Here is an 18,365-nt window from a genome sequence, read left to right as displayed (position 1 = left end):
CCGGGCACCGTGGTGGTCAGGGGGCCAGCTGTATCGTGGGAACTCAGCTCTGCGGCCCGAGCAACTGGCCGAACGGGGTCGGGGGTACCGCCCGGACCAACAGCATCGCGCCCTCGCAGACGATGTTCTCCAGCGGTTTGTCGGCACTCGTTGCACAGACCAGTACACCCAGTTTGTCGTAATGCAGCGCCCGCCCGGCGTAGGTCCAGGTGAGCCCGTCATCCGAAGGGATGGCCGGGCATTCGTGCGGGGCAAGACCCCGGCAGGGGCCCTCGACACCCCACGGCCCTGCCGGGTAGGCGTTGGCCAGCGGGGCGGCGGCGAGCGTCAGGAAAGCGGCGGCAGCGGTACCCCATGCGATGCGGGTGGCGATCGGAAGCATGCTGTTCTCCTTCGGCCGAGTGGAGTTCGTTACGCCCGCGGCGGTCCGGCGAATACGTCGTGTGCTTTGGCCTTGACCGTATCCGGCAGCAGCCGCCCGGCCAGCCCCATCCCCTTCGAGGCCAGTGAGGCGGCGACGACCTGCTGTTTGTCCTGCATCAGCGCGTCCACACCTTGGCGCGCCACCTCGGCCGGGTCGTCTTTGGGCGCCTGGCCCATCCGGCTGCTCAGCAGCCGCGCGCGGCGGAAGAAATCGGTATCGGTCGGGCCGGGCAGTAGCGCGGTGACCGTGATGTGGTGGTCGCGGAGCTCTTCGCGTAGCGCTTCGGCGAAGGACTGGACGAATGATTTGGTCGCGTTGTACACCGCATGGCGAGGGCCGGGCATCAGTGCGGCGATCGACGAGGTGAACAGCAGCTTTCCGTCATCGCGTTCGATCATCCCCGGCAGTACCAGCTTGGTCAGGTGCACGGTGGACTGCACATTGAGCGCGATGACGTCGAGTTCTTGGGCCAGATCGGTATCGGCGAAATAGCCGCCGCGCCCGACACCGGCGTTCAACGCCACCGCGGCCAGGGGGCGCCCGTCCTGTGTCGCGGTCGCATACAGACGTTCCACGCCCTCGGCGGCGCGCAGGTCAACCCGCACCGGATGCACCCGCGCCCCCGCTGCCCGCAGTGAGTCCGCCGCGGTGTCTATCGCATGATCTTCGGCCGCGATCACCAGGTCGTAGCCGTGCCTGCGGAACTGATCGGCCAGTTCGAAGCCGATCCCGCTGGACGCTCCGGTGATCAAGGCGAGGGGAGGGTTGTCACTCATATCCTGCGTCTACCCGGGTGTGCGGCGGTCATACCTGATCCGTGTGAGCCAGGCCCGACGCCTACACACGCGCAATGAACGCCCGGCGACAAGCCGATCGGAACCAGCTGAGAGGCTGCACGAAACTGTCAGTGATACCGGTCCATAGGACTGAGGCTGCGTGGTCGAATATGGGCCGATGCTCGCGCCCGGCCGGACGCCGCCAGAGCCACGTCTGGGAACGCACCGTGCGTGACGAAGCCCCAGCGACTGAGCGCTGGATCCTGGCCATGAGCGACTTTGTGCAAACAGCTGGGCTTATGGGGGCGGTAGCTCAGAAGTGGAGGTGGGTACCGGGTGTGTGGCCGAATGTGGTGCGGAAGGTATCGATGAAGGCGCTGGCCGAGGCCCAACCGCAGCGGTGAGCGACGGTGGTGACCGGGGTTCGGTCGGCGAGCAGTATCAGGGCATGGTGCAGGCGTAGTTGGGTGCGCCATTGTGGGAAGGTCAGTCCGAGGTCGTTGCGGAACAGTCGGGACAGGGTGCGGGCGCTGGCGCCGACGTCGCGGCCGAGTTCGGTCAGGGTGCGGGTGTCGCCGGGGTTGTCGAGCAGCATGCCGCACACGGTGCGTAGTAGCGGTGTGGTGGAGGTGGGCAGGTGCAGGGGTTGTTGTGGTGAGGCGCGCAGCTGGTCGAGCAGAACCGCGCGCAGTCTGGCCCGTTCGGGGGTGTCGCCGGTGTCGCGGGTGTAGGCGATGAGCAGTTCCCGCAGCAAGGGACCGACGATCAGCACGGTGGGCGAGGTCAGGCCGAGGGGGTTGTCGGTAGCGGGCAGGCCGAGCAGGTGCAGTTCGAGTTCGCCGTAGGCGCGGTGGGCGTGCGCGGTTCCGGCGGGAATCCAGATGGCGTGGGTGCCGGGGGCGACCCAGGTTCCGGAACCGGTGGTGATCGAGAGCACCCCGCGGCCGGCGTAGATGATCTGATGGTCGTCGTGGCGGTGCGCGTCGATCTCTTCGCCGGGGGCGAGTAGCTGGGCGCGGGTCGGCGCGGCGGGTTGATGGCGGATTTCCATTACGGACTGTCAGTTTATCGGAAGTGCGACAGCTGCTGGCTGGTGAGCATGGAGTCCGTGCGACGAAACACCTCTGTCTTTTTGCTGTCCAGCGGCCATGCCTGCGTCGATGTGTACCAGGGCGCGGTCGCCGCGCTCGTGCCGTTCTTCGTTGCCGAACGCGCCTACACCTACGCCGCGGTGTCGGGGATCGTGCTGGCGGCGTCACTGCTGTCATCGGTGGTACAGCCGTTGTTCGGTGCGTTGACCGACAGGTGGTCGATGCCGTGGCTGTTGCCGGTGAGCACCGTGATCGGCGGTGCGGGAATCGCGGTCACCGGCCTGTCCGGCTCCTATGCGCTCACCCTGGTGTTCGCCGCTATCTCGGGGATCGGGGTAGCGGCCTATCATCCCGAGGCCGCCCGGATCGCGCGAGCTGCGAGCCGCGGCAGCCACACCTCGATGGCGTACTTCTCCACCGGCGGCAATATCGGATTCGCGCTGGCGCCGCTGCTGGTTGCTGCCACGGTCGCGGTCGGTGGCTTGCACTGGACACCGCTGCTGCTGCTACCGGCCCTGGCGGGAGCAGCGATAACCGTGCCGGTGCTGCGTGCCCTGCAGCAGCGCCAGGCCGCCGGGGTCGCCGAGTTCACGCCGGCCGGGGACGACGATGTCGCATCATTCGTGCGGATGTCACTGGCGGTGGTGTTTCGCTCGATCGCGTTCGTCGGCTCGAGTACCTTCATCGCCCTCCACATCAGCGGGCGTATGGGTGGGAGCTCGGCCGCGGGCACGGCGGCGTTGTTCGTGCTCTACCTCGGCGGTGTGGTCGGCTCGGTGCTGGGCGGGTATCTGGCCGCGCGCTGGGACCGGGTGACAGTGTCGCGGTGGTCGTATGTGCTCACCGCAATTGTGATTGCCGGAGTGGTGTGGGTACCGGGCCCGGGTGTTTACCTGTTCGTGGCGTTGACCTCGGTCGGGCTGTATGTGCCGTTCTCGCTGCAGGTGACCCTCGGACAGGACTACCTGCCCTCACGAGTCGGCACCGCCAGTGGCGTCACCCTCGGGCTCACAGTCTCCATCGGTGGACTGGCCAGTCCCGTGCTGGGCCGCCTCGCCGATGCGACATCCCTGCAGGTCGCGTTGATCCCGCTGGTCGTGATGCCCGTGCTCAGCTGGCTGCTGTTCCGCACCCTGCGCGATCCTGCCGCCTCGCGGGCAGCTGAAACCGCGATGGACGCCGCACCGGCTGTGGAGGCGACGTAAGACCAGCACCCGTGTTGGCAGACGCCGGTGAAGCAGGAACCCACCGAACAGACCCCATCACCGGTGCGGTTGCGTAGGAATCCTCACCGTTCCCGGTGAGGAGGAGGTCAAGGAGTGGCGTAGCCGATGAGCGCGCCGATACCCGCCCCGATCGGGATGGTCAGCAGGGCGCCGACACCGCCGAGGAAGAAGCCGAGCACCGCACCGATACCGGCGCCGATGAGTGCGCCGATACCCGCGTTGTGCTGTTTGCGGGCCAGGGTCTCGCTTTCGTCGACCAGTTCCGCGATGTGCTCGCTGCTGCGCGGAGCGTTCACGGGGGTCAGGGTCAGGGTGCGGCCGGAATCGGAGATCGCGGGTGCGAGCGCCGAGGTCTGACCGAAGGCCTGGACAGCCAGCGGAAGGGTGGCGACGGTGCGGCCGGTGTTGTCGGACAGGACGACGGCGGTGGCGTCCTGGGTGAGCCGGAAGCTGCCCGCGTCGAGTGTGGCGACGACACCGGTGCCGTCGGAGGTGGGCGCTGCGACGTATCCGATCCCCTGTTCGGCGGCGCGCACACTCACCTCGGGGGCGGCCGGGCCCGCGTGCGCGGTGCCGGTACTGACGCCGAGTGCGCCGATCGCGAGCATGGCAGCGGCGGCGAATTGCTTGGCTCTCATGATGTTTCCCCACTTGTTCTGCCGGCGCTGGGCGCCGGCGGGTCCCCAAGAAGCCGGATCTCGGCCTCGGGATCATTCTTGCGGCACGACCCGTGGGAAACAATGCTTTTGCCGATACCGCCCGCCAATGGTGTTGGTTGCCAGATGTTCTCCGGGGCCCTGGTGATCCACGAATTACACCCGATACGTATAGTTGCCCAAAGCAACTAGTTGTCGTTGCCAATCATGTTTGCTGGTGAAAAAGGTGAGTTCCGATGTGCGCTGCCCGCGGCGAGATCAGCGCGGCCGATTTCGACGTCGCCGATCGTCTCGGCGTCCAACTCAGCCGGTTCGTGCGCGCGATCAACCGGGCGAAAGCACAGCTGCCAGAACCCGACGGACTCGAACGACCCGCGTTAGCGGTGCTGTACTGCCTCGTTCACGAAGGGCCGCAGCGTACAGGGAAACTCGCCGAACTACTGCACGCCGAATTGTCCACCATCAGCAGGCAGAGTGCATCGCTGGTGCGACACGGTCTGGTCGAACGCCGGGCCGATCCGATCGACGGGCGCGCATGTGTGCTCGCGGCAACCGCGGAGGGAGAGCGGGTGCTCGAGCGTAGCCGTGAGGCGCGCGCCCACTGGCTGGCCGAGATCCTGGCCGACTGGCCCGCACAGGATCGCGGCACCCTGGTCGCACTGATCGACCGGCTCAATACCGGGATAGAGAAAACTCCACGACACCCAGCCGATCAGAAATAGGGCTCACAACAATGACCACCGCAACCTCAACTCGGATCCCGGCCGCACCGGAACCGGACGACCAGGCGCACCCGGCCCTGTCATACCGGCAGGTACTGACCATCCTGTCCGGCCTGCTACTGGGTATGTTCCTGGCGGCGCTGGACCAGAACATCGTCAGCGTCGCCATCGTGCGTATCGCCAACGACCTCCACGGTTTCGACGAACAAGCGTGGGCGACTACCGCCTATCTGATCACCGCGACCATCACCACCCCGCTCTACGGCAAACTCGCCGATATCTACGGGCGTAAACCGTTCTATCTGGTTGCGATCGGGCTGTTCATCATCGGCTCGATAGCCTGCACCTTCGCCACGACGATGTATCAGCTGGCCGCATTCCGCGCCTTCCAGGGCCTGGGTGCGGGCGGTCTGATGTCGCTGGCGATGACCATCGTCGGCGATCTGGTTCCCGCCCGCGAACGTGTGCGCTACCAGGGCTATTTCATGATGGTCTTCGGGGCAGCCACGGTACTCGGCCCGGTGCTCGGCGGATTCTTCTCCGACCATGAATCGCTGGCGGGCCTGGACGGATGGCGCTGGGTGTTCCTGGTCAACGTCCCGGTGGGGGTGATCGCGATGGTGGTGGTCGCCAAGGTGCTCAATGTCCCGCATCGGCGGCAGAAACATCGCATCGACTGGCTCGGCGCAATCATGCTCACCGTCTGCGTGGTCCCGCTGTTGATCGTTGCCGAACGCGGCCGCGAATGGGGCTGGGGTTCGCAGGTATCCCTGATCTGCTACGGGATCGGCGCGGGCGGGCTGGTGCTGTTCGTGCTGGTGGAGTTGCTGATGAAAGATGCCGCGCTGATCCCGCTGCGGTTGTTCCGCAGTTCCACGTTCAGCATCGTCATCCTCGGCGGTTTCCTCATCGGCGTCGGCATGTTCGGTGCGATCACCATGGTGCCCCAGTACTTCCAGGTGGTGCGCGGCTACTCGCCGACCGAGGCGGGTCTGCTCATGCTGCCGCTGGTGCTCGGCATCATGATCGGTTCGGGGATCGCCGGGCAGATCACCAAGAAGACCGGCCGTTACAAGATCTTGCCGGTGGTCGGCGCCTTCGTCGTCGCGGTGGGCGCGGTGCTGTACGCGCAGGTGCACTACGACAGCCCGCTGTGGCAGCCGCTGGCCTACGGTGCGGTCATCGGACTCGGGCTCGGCGGCTGTATGCAGACCTTGATCATTGCCGCGCAGAACGCCGGACCACGTTCGGATATGGGCGTTTCCACCGCGTCGGCGACGTTCTTCCGGCAGATGGGTGGCACCCTCGGTGTCGCGATCTTCCTGACCATTCTGTTCAACCTGCTGCCCAACAAGATCGTCGACGCGTTCGGCGGGCAGTTGCCGCCCGGATTCGACGCCGCCCGGCTCAACGAAACCCAAAGCAACACCAGTGGTATCGCGGCCCTGCCCGATGCGATCCGGGTTCCGGTGCTGACCGGGTTCACCGAGTCCATGCAGGGGGTGTTCTACTCAGCCGCCGCGGTGGTGCTGCTGGCGTGTGTGGTGCTGCTGTTCATGAAGGAGATTCCGTTGCGTGACGATCCGATGGCGGTGCACGAGCCGGACGCCGAGACAGCGAAAGCCGCGGAGTCCGATTGGGAAAAGTCACAGGTGTGGGAAGGGGCCGCTGAGGTGTTTTCCGAGCCGGAACCGGTGCTGGCCGCTGCAGGCGCGCGGCCCTCGGGTGCCGAGCGCGGGGCGCAGCTGAGCGCCCCGGAAAGGGTGGTAATGGCCGTGGATTCGCCAGGGCTCGACGGTTCCGACGGCGGCCCCTCGATCGGTGGCCGGGTGCATCGCGAGGACGGCCGGGCTGTCCCCCATACCGTGCTCACGCTGATCGATCAGCGTGGCAGGCAGGTCGGGCGCGGTCACGGCAGCGCAGGCGGCGACTACCGGATCGGCGTGCCCGCGGCAGGCTCGTATGTGCTGATCGCGTCGGCGGGCGGGCATCAACCCGCCGCGGTGAACGTTTCCGTTGGGCAGCGGGCGCAGCGAGTGGACATCACCCTGCTGGGATCGGGCGAAGTGACCGGAGTGGTCCGTTCGGCGCGCGGGGCCGCGCTCGCCGGTGCGACGGTCACGGTGACCGATCAGCGCGGTGAAGTCATCGGTTCGGCCCTTTCCTCCGAAGACGGGTCCTACACCTGCCACGGCGTGGTTGCAGGCACCTACACCCTTGTCGCGGTCGCGGACCGTATGCGTCCGGTCGCGACCACGCTCACCGTGCCGGACAGCGGCCTGCTGCACCACGATATCGAGTTGGAGCCCAACGCTGTCCTGATCGGTGCGGCATTCGCCGACGGCGATCGCGCCGTGGCGGACGTACAGATCAGCGTGCTCGACGCCACCGGCCAGCTGACCGCCTCCGCGCTCACCGACGAGAACGGCCGCTATGTGGTCACCGACCTGGCCGCAGGTGACTACACCGTTGTCGCCCGCGGTTATCCGCCGGTGAGCAGCCGGATCACCATCGCAGGCGGCGAGGTCGCCCACAACGTACGGCTCGGATACGACCTGGAAGACCGAGCAGGACAGTGAACAGCTGAGCGGCCGTGCTCTCCGTCCGGCGGGCACGGCCGCTCGCTCGTCGTCGATCGAGGGGTCGGCGGCTCCCTGCAGACACCTGCGGAAAGGAACACCATGCGGATCGCGGTCACCGGCGGAACCGGATACCTGGGCGCCCACACCGTCCTCGCCCTGCTCGAGGACGGGCACGATGTCCGGTTGCTGGTGCAACCGAACGAAGCCGTACCCGAGGCGTTGTCGAAGGCGGCCTCGGACTCGGGCCGCGTCATCGACACGCTCGTCGGCGACATCCGCCACCACGACACCATCGAATCCCTGCTCGACGGCTGCGACGCGGTTCTGCACGCGGCCGGTGTTGTCGGCACCGACGACCGCCGTGAACAGCTGATGTGGGAAGTCAACGTGGACGCCACCGGTCAACTGCTGGCTCGTGCGGCGGCGCTCGGGCTGGATCCGATCGTGCACGTCGCCAGCTACAGCGCGTTGTTCCCCTGCCCCGACCCGGTGATCGGCCCCGACAGCCCCACCGCTGCGGGCCGCAGTGCCTACGGTCGTACCAAATCCACCGCCGACCGCATCGCCCGCGCCCTGCAGGCCACCGGCGCACCCGTGATCATCACCTACCCCTCCAGCGTGGTCGGTCCCGGCCTGGGCGAACAGCCCGGTATCACCGCCAACGGCTGGGATGTGATGGTGCGCGCCAGGTTTGCCCCGCGCCTACGCGGTGGTATGCAGATGATCGACGTCCGCGACGTGGCCGCCGTGCACGCCGCCGTGATGCGCCCGGGGCAGGGTCCGCGCCGTTACCTGTGTGGCGGCCATCTGCTGGCTTTCGACGAGATCGTCGACCTCCTGGAAGCGGCAGTGGGCCGTCCCTTCCGCCGTATCCCGGTGCCCGCACCGCTGTTCCGTGGTCTCGGCCGCGCCACCGACGCCGTTTCCCGCCTGCTGCCGGTGAGCGCAGGCCTCAGCTACGAGGCGGCGTGGCTGCTCACCGCCGCCACCCCCACCGACGATTCGCGCACCCTGTCCGACCTCGGCCTCACCTGGCGTCCCGTCGGCCCCGCCATCACCGAATCCGTGCGCAGGCAACTGGGCTGATCACGGGCCGGGTTCCGCGACACGCCGCCCGCCACGCCGACGGACGAAAAATCGCGGTGTGTCGTCGCCCAGTCGTGATCTTGCTGGGGTTCAATCTATCGCGTCTGTGTTCTCCACCGCGGACACCGAGGCGTCACGCGGTCAACGGCTTCTGCAGTCGCGTGCCGCCCGGCTCTTTCGTGAATCTCCAGCCCAGGTATCACTACCATCGCCAGAAGGAGCACGAACGTGAGCATGATTCTCGCCGCGCTGCACGACAGTTACGGAGTTGTGGCGCAGATGGGTAATCCGACTCCGGAAGCGCCGCCCCTCTCTGATAAAGCCATGCAGTTGTCCAGGTACTTCACCTGGGCTACGTTGCTCTCCGGGATAACTGCTATCACCTACGGTGGCGGCCGGTTCGCCTGGGAGAAGTGGAGCGGTGGCACCCTACAGTCACCGAAGATGGTGGCGGGCGCCATGGCCGGGGGAGCGGTGGCCACCAGCGCGGGGACGATCATGAACGCGATAGTCGGGGCCTGAACCAGCTCCCGCACCGCATTCGTTTGTGCGCCCGTGCGGCCGGTTGGTCGCACGGGTTCCAGCATCCGAGCTCAGCTGTCTCGCACTAATCTGGGCGGGTGCGTATCTTCTTGGCCGGTGCGACCGGCGTGCTCGGCATCCGGTTGCTGCCCTTGCTGACCGGGGCCGGGCACGTTGTTGCGGGAACGACCCGCTCGGCGAGCCGGGCGGCGTCGATCCGCGCGGCAGGCGGCGAGCCGGTCGTCTGCGATGTGTACGACGCGGCGGCCCTCACCGCGGCGGTAGTCGGCTTCCGTCCCGATCTGGTGATGCACCAGCTCACCGATCTACCCGACGACGCCTCCCGCATCCAGGAGCTGGCCGCCGCCAACGCCCGTATCCGCACCGAAGGCACCGCCAACCTCATCGCCGCCGCCGCGGCCGCGGCGGTGCCCCGTTTCCTTGCCCAGAGCATCGCCTGGAACCCACCCGGCCGCGGTGAGGTCATTGCGGGCCACGAACAGGCCGTACTCGATATCGGCGGTGTCGTGATCCGCTACGGCCAACTCTTCGGTCCCGGCACCTACTACGAAACCGATCTGCCCGACCACCCCCGCATCCACGTCGACGCCGCCGCCGAACGCACGGTGCCGTTGCTGGATGCGCCCACCGGGGTCGTCGTACTCGCGGATGCACCCGAGCGCTGATGCGCCGCGCACCCAGGTCCGGGTGGTCATCCGCACGGCGCCGCCTGGTCCGTCACTCTTGGACGTCGCCGCACCGGCCGAGATTGTTCGCCGGGCGTAGGCGCGGACATCAGCGTCCGGGCACCGGAAGCCCGATATAGCCCCACGTTGCTCGTGCCGCGTAACCATTGGGCGTGAACAGGGCGTACGGAGATGGACGGCCGTATTGCGCCACCCTTTGCGTGGACTGCCGGTTTCAGATCACGCCGATTCCAATTTCGGTCGCCGGCTCGAGATCGGTGATCGGCGCGCAACTCGGGAACGCATCGGCGCGGCCATTCGGGAGCGCGGTACGCCCGGCAGGACGGCACCGGTTTCGGTGTCGCTATGCGCCGGAGGGAGGTAGGCCGAGCAGGGCCGACTGGACGCGGTGCAGGCGGTCGACGTCGCCGCGAATGCCTGCGACGTTGTCGTTGTAAAGGAACGCTTCACCGAGACGGACCAGGGAGTAGGCCAGTAGGGAGCGTTCGAGCGGCGGGAAGTAGTCGTCGTCGTCTTCGGCGCGGGCGATGAGTTCCGCGACGGCGGCGACAACCCGGGGTTGGACCGGGCCGTCGGCGGTGGTGAGGATGCGCAGACCGGCCAGGGGTTCGTTGTCGAAATAGCGACGAAAAGGCTCGTTGTCCGCCATCCAGCGGTTGACCCGGTCGAGGACGTCGAGGATGCGCTGGCCGCCGGAACTGCGGCGGCGGGTATCGGCGCGTTCGATGAGCGCTTCGAATTCCCCGGCCAGTACGGCACCGAGGACGCCGTCTCGGGAGCCGAACCAGCGGTAGATCGAGGCACGGCTGAGGCCGAGGCGGGCGGCGATGGCCTGGATATCGACGCGGTCGCCGGCCAGGAATGCCTGGCGGGCCAGTGCGACGACCTCCTCGCGGGTGGCCGAGGCTGGGCGGCCGGGCGGGCGGCGCGTACTGGGGCTGGTCGTCACCGATGAATGATACACCGTATGCTAGATGTATCTAAATAGATCAGAACCAGGCGTCGCGCATCTCGAGTGTGGTGGTGTCGAGTTCGCCGAGTAGATCCAGTTGCGGACCGGTCTTGGGCAGCTCATACCGATAGAAGAAACGCGCGGCCTGCCGTTTGCCGGAGTAGAAGTCGCCCTCGCGTCCCTGGGCGGCGAGCAGCTGCTCCAACCAGATCCAGGCGAGCGTGATATGCCCGAACGCCTCCAGGTAAACCGAGCTGTTGGCGAGCGCGCGTTCGATATCGCCGGAGGCGAACAGGCTCGCGGTCACCTGCACCAGCCGCTCCCACGATGCCTCCAGCGGGTCGGCGAACTCGTTCGCGTCTTCCTTCCGCGCCGCCGCGATAGTGGCTCGGACCCGGCTGTCGAGTTCGCGCAGGCTCGCCCCGCCGTGCTGGGTCACCTTGCGGCCCAGCAGATCCAGGCCCTGAATACCGTGGGTGCCCTCGTGGATCGGGTTGAGGCGGTTGTCGCGGTAATGCTGTTCGACGTTGTATTCACGGGTGTAGCCGTAACCGCCGAGCACCTGGATGGCCAGGCTGTTGGCCTCCAGGCACCACTGCGACGGCCAGCTCTTGGCGATCGGGGTGAGGATGTCCAGCAGCAGGGTGAGCGTACGGCGCTCGTCGTCGGAATCGGTGGTGCGCTGCTCGTCCACCAGCCGCGCGCAGTACAGCACCAGTCCCAGCGCGCCTTCGGCGTAAACCTTCTGCGCCAGCAGCATGCGTTTGACGTCGGCGTGCTCCACGATCGGGCGTTGCGGCGCGGCCGGATCGCCTGCACCCTTGGTGCGGCCCTGCGGGCGGGTGCGCGCGTAATCGAGGGACTCCAGATAGCCGGTGTAGCCGAGTGCGGCGGCGATCAGCCCGACCCCGATCCGCGCCTCGTTCATCATGTGGAACATGTAGCTGAGGCCGCGATGCGGTTCGCCGAGCAGATAGCCGACCGCGCCCGCCTCGCCGTCCGGCGTCCACCGGCCTTCACCGAAGTTCAGCACAGTGTTGACGGTGCCGCGGAATCCCATCTTGTGGTTGAGCCCGGCCAGCGCAATATCGTTGCGCTCACCGATCTCGCCGTTGGACCCGACCAGGAATCGGGGTACTACGAACAGCGATATCCCCTTGGTGCCCGCCGGCCCGCCAGGGATCTTCGCCAGCACCAGGTGCACGATATTGTCGCCGAGTTCGTGATCGCCGCCGGAGATCCACATCTTGGTGCCGAACAGCCGGTAGGTGCCGTCCTCGCGCGGTTCTGCGCGGGTGACGATATCGGCCAGCGACGATCCGGCCTGCGGTTCCGACAGGCACATGGTGCCGAAGAACCGCCCCGTCAGCATCGGTTTCACGAACCGCTCCACCTGCTCGGCGCTACCGTAGGTGCTGAGCAGGTTGGCGTTGGCGACGGTGAGGAAATGGTAGGCGCCGGTACCGGGGTTGGCCGCGTGGAACCAGGCGAAACTCGCCTGCGCGACCGCGGTGGGCAGCTGGGTGCCGCCGAGTTCGTAATCCATGCTCGCGCCGGGTAAACCGGCCGCGGCGAACGCCGACAGCGCCCGGCCCACCTCGGGAATGAGGGTGACCCGCTCACCGTCGAAGGTGGGTTCGGAGGCGTCGTTGCGTTTGTTGTGCGGGGCGAAGTACTCGGTGGCCAGCTGTTCGCTCAGGTCGAGTACCGCGTCGAAAGTGTCCCGCGAATGCTCGCTGTAGCGTTCCCGCTCGGTCAATGCCTCGACATCGAGCCATTCGTAGAGCAGGAACTCCAGATCCCGCCGCGACAGCAAGGTAGACCGCATCGACACCCCTTTCGGTACACGTGCTGCCTACCGTATCAAATATGGGTAGGGCGGTCCTTATTGCATCGTGGCGAGGAGGGACAGGATCGCGGTGGCCATAGCGGCCGGGTCACCGTCATCGGGTCGCAGCACGAGCGCGGGGGACAGGGGCGGTTCGTACGGGTCGTCGATACCGGTGAAACCACGGATCTCACCGGCGCGCGCCTTGGCGTACATACCCTTCGGATCGCGGGATTCGCACACCGACAGCGGGGTATCGACGTACACCTCCACGAACGGGATACCCGCCGCATCGTGCACCGCGCGCACTCGCTCCCGATCGGCGAGATAGGGGCTGATCAGCGAGACGATCGCCACCACACCGGCCTCGGCGAACAACCGGGCGACCTCGCCCACCCGGCGCACGTTCTCCACCCGGTCGGCGGCGCCGAAACCGAGGTCGGAGTTGAGTCCGTGCCGCAGGTTGTCACCGTCGAGCAGGAACGCGGGCCGTCCGGCTGCGACCAGCCGCCGCTCGAGCTCCACCGCCACACTGGACTTACCCGACCCGGACAAACCGGTCAGCCACACCGTCAATCCGCGGCTGGCGCGCTCCTCGCGGCCAACGGCGTTCGCGTGCCAGACCACCCGCGACGACGGCAGGCTCGGCCCGGTGATCATCCCCGCGCCGACGGTATCGCCGGTGCTGTCGTCGACCAGGATGAAGCTACCGGTGTACCGGTTACGCCGGTACGGGTCGAACAGCAGCGGCTGTTTGGTGCGCAACTGCACCCGGCCGATCTGATTGAGCGACAACGACTCCGCCGCGCCGTCGCGGTGCAGGGTATTGACATCGAGCCGGTAGTCCAGCGACCGCACCTGTGCGGCGACGCCGCGGGTGGTGTGCCGGAGGGTGTAGGTCGCCCCGGGGCGCAGCGCGGTGTCGTCGGCGAACCAGCACACCATGGCATCCAGATCGCGTCCGGTGTGCGGGCGGTTGGCGGGACGGCAGATGAGGTCGCCGCGGCCGATGTCGAGGTGGTCGGCGAGCTGCAGTGTCACCGCCTGCGGTGGGAACGCCTCGGCGACCGGGGTGCCTCCCGGACCCCAGATCGCGGTCACCGTCGTACTGAGCCCGGAGGGAAGTACGGTGACTTCGTCGCCCGGGGCGAAAACACCGCCCGCGACCGTGCCGGAGTACCCCCGGAAATCGGCGCTGTGACTGCGGATCACGTACTGTACGGGCAACCGCGCGTCGATGAGATTGCGGTCCGAGGCGATGTGCACCTGCTCGAGATGGTGCAGCAGGGGGGTGCCCTCGTACCAGGGCATGGCGGTGCTGCGGTGCACGATATTGTCACCGTGCAGCGCCGATACCGGGATGAATGTCAGATCGGCGATATCGAGCCGGGAGGCGAAACCGGCGAATTCTTCCTTGATCTCGGTAAAACGTTCCGCCGACCAGTCGACAAGGTCCATTTTGTTCACGCACAGCACCAGATGCGGGACGCCGAGCAGGGACGCAAGGAATGCGTGCCTGCGGGTCTGTTCGATCACGCCGGTGCGGGCGTCCACCAGGATCAACGCCAGATCGGCGGTGGAGGCCCCGGTGACCATATTGCGCGTGTACTGCACATGCCCCGGCGTGTCGGCGATGATGAACTTACGGTTGGGTGTGGCGAAATAGCGGTAGGCCACGTCGATCGTGATGCCCTGTTCGCGTTCGGCGCGCAGGCCGTCGGTGAGCAGGGCCAGATTGGGGTAGTCCTCGCCGCGGTCGCGGCTGGAACGCTCCACTGCGGCGAGCTGATCGGTGAACAGCGTTTTGGAATCGAACAGCAAACGTCCGATCAGTGTGGATTTACCGTCGTCGACGCTGCCTGCGGTGGCCAGGCGCAACAGGGTGCTCATCAGAAATAGCCTTCGCGTTTGCGGTCTTCCATCCCGGCCTCGGAGATCCGGTCGTCGGCGCGGGTGGCGCCGCGTTCGGTGACCCGGGCGGTGGCGACCTCGGTGACCACCTCGGCGGGCGAGGCGGCGGTGGATTCGATACATCCGGTGCAGGTGGCGTCGCCGACCGTGCGGAACCGCACGGTCGCCTCGTACGGTTGTTCTCCGTCGAGTAGATGCAGGAAACGGGTGTGCGCCAACAGCATTCCGTCGCGTTGGACCACCGGGCGGCGGTGCGCGTAGTACAGCGGCGGCAAGTCGATGTTGTGGGCGGCGATATAGGTCCAGATATCGAGTTCGGTCCAGTTCGACAGCGGGAACACCCGAATGTGCTCGCCCGGGCGGTGTTTGCCGTTGTACAGGTTCCACAACTCGGGGCGCTGCCGCCGCGGATCCCACTGGCCGTCCTCGTCGCGGAAACTGAACACCCGCTCCTTGGCGCGCGCCTTCTCCTCGTCGCGGCGGGCGCCGCCGAAGACCGCGTCGAAACGGCCTTCCCGGATGGAACGCAGCAGGGTGGTGGTTTGCAACCGGTTGCGTCCGCCGCGCGGCCCGATGTCCTCGACGACCCGGCCTGCGTCGATATCGTCCTGCACTCGGCCGACGATCAACCGCAGCCCGAATTGCTCGACGGTGCGGTCACGGAATTCGATGACCTCGTCGAAATTGTGCCCGGTGTCGACATGCAGTACCGGAAACGGCAGCGGCGCAGGCCAGAAGGCCTTCGCTGCCAGATGCAACATCACCACGGAATCCTTGCCGCCGGAAAATAGCAGCACGGGCCGCTCGAAGGTGGCGGCGACTTCTCGGAATATGTGAACGGACTCGGCCTCCAGCACCGCCTGATGGGGTAGCTCGTAGCTGCTCGCCGTCGACTTTGCGTACTGGCTCACGCTCTGAAATTAGAACACGTTCCTATCAAAGGTCAACGGTTCGTATCCGGTTTGTGTCCACCCGCGGCAGCGGTGACCGCATCGGCCGCGGCGACCAGCGCGCTACCGCGGCGGGTGATGTCGGCGCCGGTGATCGACGCACCGACGTACATGGTGAGCACCAGCTGCTGTCTGCCGTCGGCGTCGTAGGTGGGCGCTGCGAGCAGGCTCACCGGATGTTCCTTGCGGGGCCGCAGATCCGAACCCAGATAGACCCGCTCGCCGAGGCTGGTGACCAGTTCGGCCACGGCTTCACGCAGGTCGTCGGGCAGATCGTGGGCGGCGACCCCGGCCAGGAGCGAGTACAGGCGACGGCCGGCGCCGGTCATGCTCTCCACCAGATAGCCGCGTTCGCGGCATTCGGCGACGATGCGGCGCAACCGGGTCTCGTCCTGCTCCAGCGGTACCGACGGTGGGGTGGCCAGCCAGGCATCGAACGCGGCATCGGTATCCCACAGCACGTACATCAACCCGACCGGTGGCGCGAAATGGTACGACGCGCCGACGCGCACCATCCCGGGTCCGGTGCTTTCCAGCACGCTGATCCGCTCGCCGACGATGGCGGAAGCGGTGCAGGTCGTGCGGTATTTCGTGCTGAGGCGTTCCAGTTCGGGACGGGCGAGTGAGGCAACGGTGAAACCGTCCTGCGCCACCCGGCCCGCGGCGATCAGTGCCGGGCCGGGACCGTAGCTGCGGGTGCGTGGGTCCCTGGTCAGGTATCCGGCCGCGGTGAGCTCGGTGAGGATGCCCAGGCAGGTCGGTTTGGCCAGGTGTAACGCCCGGGCGAGTTCGGAGAGCCCGGCGCGGCGGCCCCGGTTGTCGACGAAGAAATCGAGCACCGCCACCACCCGCTGGGTGGGCGCCGAGCGCCGCGTAACCGCCGGAACCCTGGATGGCATTGACCGCTCCTAGAACAAGTTCTAATCTTTGACGAATCGAAATGTACCAGACCGGTACATATATGGAACACGGAGACTACTGTGCTGACCGAGCCGTTCGCCGAAGCCATCGCCGCCGCCGAGCAGATCATCACCGACGCCCCGCATATCCGCACCGAACAGGACCTCGCCGAGGGCTACGACTATCTGGCGGGCAGTATTCGCGCGGCCGTTCAGATGGCCTGGGCCTACGATCGCGACTTCCCATTCTTTGTGCAGTCGACCGGGCCGTACACGAAAATGGGGCTGGACAACCCCGACACCCTCTACTTCCACTCCTACCTGCGCCCGGACGCCGAATATCTGGTGACCGGCACCCGCGGCACCACCCGCGACCTGAGTTTCCAGGTGCTCAACGGCAACTATTCCCCGACAGAAGTACCCGAAAGCGAGACCGCCTTCGACGATCGCGCCATAGATATCGCCCCGGACGGTTCGTTCGAATTACGTCTGGGGCCGGGACCTGCCGCCCGCAACTATGTCCGGCTCGCCCCGGATTCGGCCATGCTGGCGGTGCGGGAGGTCTACGGCGACTGGAGCAAGGAACGGCCGGGCACCCTGCGTATCCAGCGCATCGACCGGGCCGGTGACGCGCCGCCCGCACCGACCAAGGAGCAGATGGCCAAGCGGTACGAGGTGGCGGGCAAGATCCTGGTGTCACGATTGAAGACGTTCCTCGCCTTCCCCGAATGGTTCTATCTGAACCTGCCCGTCAACACCATGACCGAGCCGCGCGCCACCCCGGGCGGCCTCACCACCCAGTTCTCCTCGGCCGGCCACTACGAGCTGGACGATGCGGAAGCCATGATCATCACGGTTCCGAAATCCGATGCCCCGTACCAGGGCTTCCAGCTGGGCAGTATGTGGTATCTGTCGCTGGACTACATCAACCACCAGACCAGCCTCAACGCCGATCAATCCCACGTCGACCCCGACGGGATGATCCGGTTGGTGGTCAGCGAACGCGACCCGGGACTGATCAACTGGATCGAACGCACCGGCCACGCCCGCGGCTATCTGCAGTTCCGCTGGCAGCGGCTGTCGCGGGAGATGAAACCCGAGGACGGGCCCACCGTGGAGGTGGTGCGGGTCGACGAGCTGCCCGACCGGCTGCCCTACTACGAGCAGTCACGGATCACCCCCGAAGGGTGGAAAGCGCGAATCGCGGCCAGGCAGGCAGCGGTGGCGGAAAGGATGCTGGGCTGATGCTGTTACAGGACAAGGTCGTCGTCGTCTCCGGCGTCGGCCCGGGACTCGGCCGCGCGATCGCGGTACGCGCCGCTGTCGCCGGCGCCGATGTGGTGTTGGCCTCGCGCACCGCATCGCGACTCGACGAAGTGGCCAAAGAAATCACCGAACTCGGCAGGCGTGCGGTGACCGTGCCCACCGATATCAACGACGAGGACGCCGCGCGCAATCTGGTGACCGCAGCGCAAGACGCGTTCGGGCGGGTCGACACCCTGGTGAACAACGCCTTCGCGATCCCGCCGATCGTCGACCTGGCCGAGGTGGACCTCGCCGACGTACGCGCCGGTTTCGAAACGAATGTGCTCGCCGCGCTGCGGCTGACCCGGCTGTTCGCGCCCGCCCTCGCCGAAACCCGCGGCTCGGTCGTGATGATCAACTCCGCGGTACTGCGGCATTCCCGGCGCACGTTCGGCCCCTACAAGATGGCGAAGGCGAGCCTGCTGGCGCTCGCGCAGAGCCTGGCCACCGAATTCGGGCCGCGCGGAATCCGGGTCAACACCGTCGCACCCGGCTATATCTGGGGCGACAACCTGAAGTGGTACTTCAACTATCTGGCCACACAGCGCGGTACCACCGTCGACGAGGTCTACGCCGAAACCGCCGCCACCATCGACCTGCGCAAACTCCCCGAACCCGACGAGATCGCCGACGCCGTGGTGTTTTTCGCCTCCGAGCTCGCCCGGGCGATCACCGGGGCCTGTCTCGACGTCAACTGCGGCGAATACCACCACTAGGAGCGGAAAACA

Annotated in this window: 17 protein-coding genes; 8 read left to right on the top strand and 9 right to left on the bottom strand. The window is 66.9% G+C overall.

Annotated features, from left to right (window positions below):
* Positions 1 to 43: 43 nt before the first annotated feature.
* The 3 genes from B0T44_RS03735 to B0T44_RS03725 form a co-directional block, all read right to left on the bottom strand.
* Positions 44 to 382 carry a hypothetical protein gene (locus tag B0T44_RS03735; protein WP_077116398.1) on the bottom strand — a complete coding sequence of 113 codons (339 nt, stop codon included), beginning with the start codon at positions 380 to 382 and terminating at the stop codon, positions 44 to 46.
* A 29-nt stretch (positions 383 to 411) separates the two neighbouring features.
* Positions 412 to 1,200: an SDR family NAD(P)-dependent oxidoreductase gene (locus B0T44_RS03730; protein WP_077116399.1), complete on the bottom strand. Its 789-nt coding sequence runs from the start codon at positions 1,198 to 1,200 to the stop codon at positions 412 to 414.
* Positions 1,201 to 1,513: 313 nt separating this feature from the next.
* Positions 1,514 to 2,251 carry a helix-turn-helix transcriptional regulator gene (locus B0T44_RS03725; RefSeq protein ID WP_077116400.1) on the bottom strand — a complete coding sequence of 246 codons (738 nt, stop codon included), beginning with the start codon at positions 2,249 to 2,251 and terminating at the stop codon, positions 1,514 to 1,516.
* 57 nt (positions 2,252 to 2,308) lie between these two features.
* On the opposite strand from B0T44_RS03725, the gene B0T44_RS03720 reads away from it, so the two are divergent.
* Complete coding sequence (locus B0T44_RS03720) at positions 2,309 to 3,496, top strand: MFS transporter (RefSeq protein WP_077116463.1); 1,188 nt, start codon at positions 2,309 to 2,311, stop codon at positions 3,494 to 3,496.
* 107 nt (positions 3,497 to 3,603) lie between these two features.
* On the opposite strand, the gene B0T44_RS26930 is transcribed toward B0T44_RS03720, so the two are convergent.
* Complete coding sequence (locus B0T44_RS26930) at positions 3,604 to 4,155, bottom strand: DUF8020 domain-containing protein (protein ID WP_077116401.1); 552 nt, start codon at positions 4,153 to 4,155, stop codon at positions 3,604 to 3,606.
* Positions 4,156 to 4,409: 254 nt separating this feature from the next.
* Between B0T44_RS26930 and B0T44_RS03710 the strand changes: the two genes are divergently transcribed.
* The 5 genes from B0T44_RS03710 to B0T44_RS03690 all read left to right on the top strand — a co-directional run bounded on the left by B0T44_RS03710 (position 4,410) and on the right by B0T44_RS03690 (position 9,771).
* Positions 4,410 to 4,895 (top strand): MarR family winged helix-turn-helix transcriptional regulator, encoded by a 486-nt coding sequence (locus tag B0T44_RS03710; protein ID WP_077116402.1) that lies wholly within the window; start codon positions 4,410 to 4,412, stop codon positions 4,893 to 4,895.
* A gap of 11 nt (positions 4,896 to 4,906) precedes the next feature.
* Positions 4,907 to 7,474, top strand: coding sequence for an MFS transporter (locus B0T44_RS03705; RefSeq protein WP_077116403.1), 2,568 nt, complete (start codon positions 4,907 to 4,909; stop codon positions 7,472 to 7,474).
* Positions 7,475 to 7,576: 102 nt separating this feature from the next.
* Positions 7,577 to 8,563 (top strand): NAD-dependent epimerase/dehydratase family protein, encoded by a 987-nt coding sequence (locus tag B0T44_RS03700; RefSeq protein WP_077116404.1) that lies wholly within the window; start codon positions 7,577 to 7,579, stop codon positions 8,561 to 8,563.
* Between the two features lie 234 nt (positions 8,564 to 8,797).
* The gene (locus B0T44_RS03695; protein ID WP_175647994.1) at positions 8,798 to 9,085 is read left to right on the top strand and encodes a hypothetical protein; all 288 of its coding nucleotides are present in this window, start codon (positions 8,798 to 8,800) and stop codon (positions 9,083 to 9,085) included.
* Between the two features lie 98 nt (positions 9,086 to 9,183).
* Positions 9,184 to 9,771 (top strand): NAD-dependent epimerase/dehydratase family protein, encoded by a 588-nt coding sequence (locus tag B0T44_RS03690; RefSeq protein WP_077116406.1) that lies wholly within the window; start codon positions 9,184 to 9,186, stop codon positions 9,769 to 9,771.
* A gap of 364 nt (positions 9,772 to 10,135) precedes the next feature.
* Here the strand turns inward: B0T44_RS03690 and B0T44_RS03685 are convergent, their stop codons facing one another.
* The 5 genes from B0T44_RS03685 to B0T44_RS03665 are packed head-to-tail and all read right to left on the bottom strand — an operon-like array spanning position 10,136 to position 16,332.
* Positions 10,136 to 10,741, bottom strand: coding sequence for a TetR/AcrR family transcriptional regulator (locus B0T44_RS03685; protein ID WP_245839205.1), 606 nt, complete (start codon positions 10,739 to 10,741; stop codon positions 10,136 to 10,138).
* A gap of 40 nt (positions 10,742 to 10,781) precedes the next feature.
* Complete coding sequence (locus tag B0T44_RS03680) at positions 10,782 to 12,572, bottom strand: acyl-CoA dehydrogenase (protein ID WP_077116408.1); 1,791 nt, start codon at positions 12,570 to 12,572, stop codon at positions 10,782 to 10,784.
* Between the two features lie 57 nt (positions 12,573 to 12,629).
* A complete protein-coding gene (gene cysC / locus B0T44_RS03675) occupies positions 12,630 to 14,462 on the bottom strand; it encodes an adenylyl-sulfate kinase (protein WP_077116409.1) in 1,833 nt (610 codons plus the stop codon).
* A complete protein-coding gene (gene cysD, locus B0T44_RS03670) occupies positions 14,462 to 15,394 on the bottom strand; it encodes a sulfate adenylyltransferase subunit CysD (protein ID WP_077116410.1) in 933 nt (310 codons plus the stop codon). Before cysD ends, cysC begins: the two co-directional genes overlap by 1 nt.
* A 32-nt stretch (positions 15,395 to 15,426) precedes the next feature.
* Positions 15,427 to 16,332: a helix-turn-helix domain-containing protein gene (locus tag B0T44_RS03665; protein WP_077116411.1), complete on the bottom strand. Its 906-nt coding sequence runs from the start codon at positions 16,330 to 16,332 to the stop codon at positions 15,427 to 15,429.
* Between the two features lie 81 nt (positions 16,333 to 16,413).
* Here B0T44_RS03665 and B0T44_RS03660 point away from each other — a divergent pair, with 81 nt between their 5' ends.
* Both B0T44_RS03660 and B0T44_RS03655 read left to right on the top strand, forming a co-directional pair.
* The gene (locus B0T44_RS03660) at positions 16,414 to 17,577 is read left to right on the top strand and encodes a hypothetical protein (protein ID WP_077116412.1); all 1,164 of its coding nucleotides are present in this window, start codon (positions 16,414 to 16,416) and stop codon (positions 17,575 to 17,577) included.
* Complete coding sequence (locus tag B0T44_RS03655; RefSeq protein ID WP_077116413.1) at positions 17,577 to 18,353, top strand: SDR family oxidoreductase; 777 nt, start codon at positions 17,577 to 17,579, stop codon at positions 18,351 to 18,353. The genes B0T44_RS03660 and B0T44_RS03655 overlap by 1 nt, the downstream gene beginning before the upstream one ends.
* Positions 18,354 to 18,365: the final 12 nt, after the last annotated feature.

The sequence above is a fragment of the Nocardia donostiensis genome (assembly GCF_002081715.1).
In the GTDB taxonomy this organism is placed as follows: domain Bacteria; phylum Actinomycetota; class Actinomycetes; order Mycobacteriales; family Mycobacteriaceae; genus Nocardia; species Nocardia donostiensis.
The sequence above is the reverse complement of the archived record's forward strand: the minus strand, read 5'-3'. Positions and strand labels throughout refer to the sequence as shown.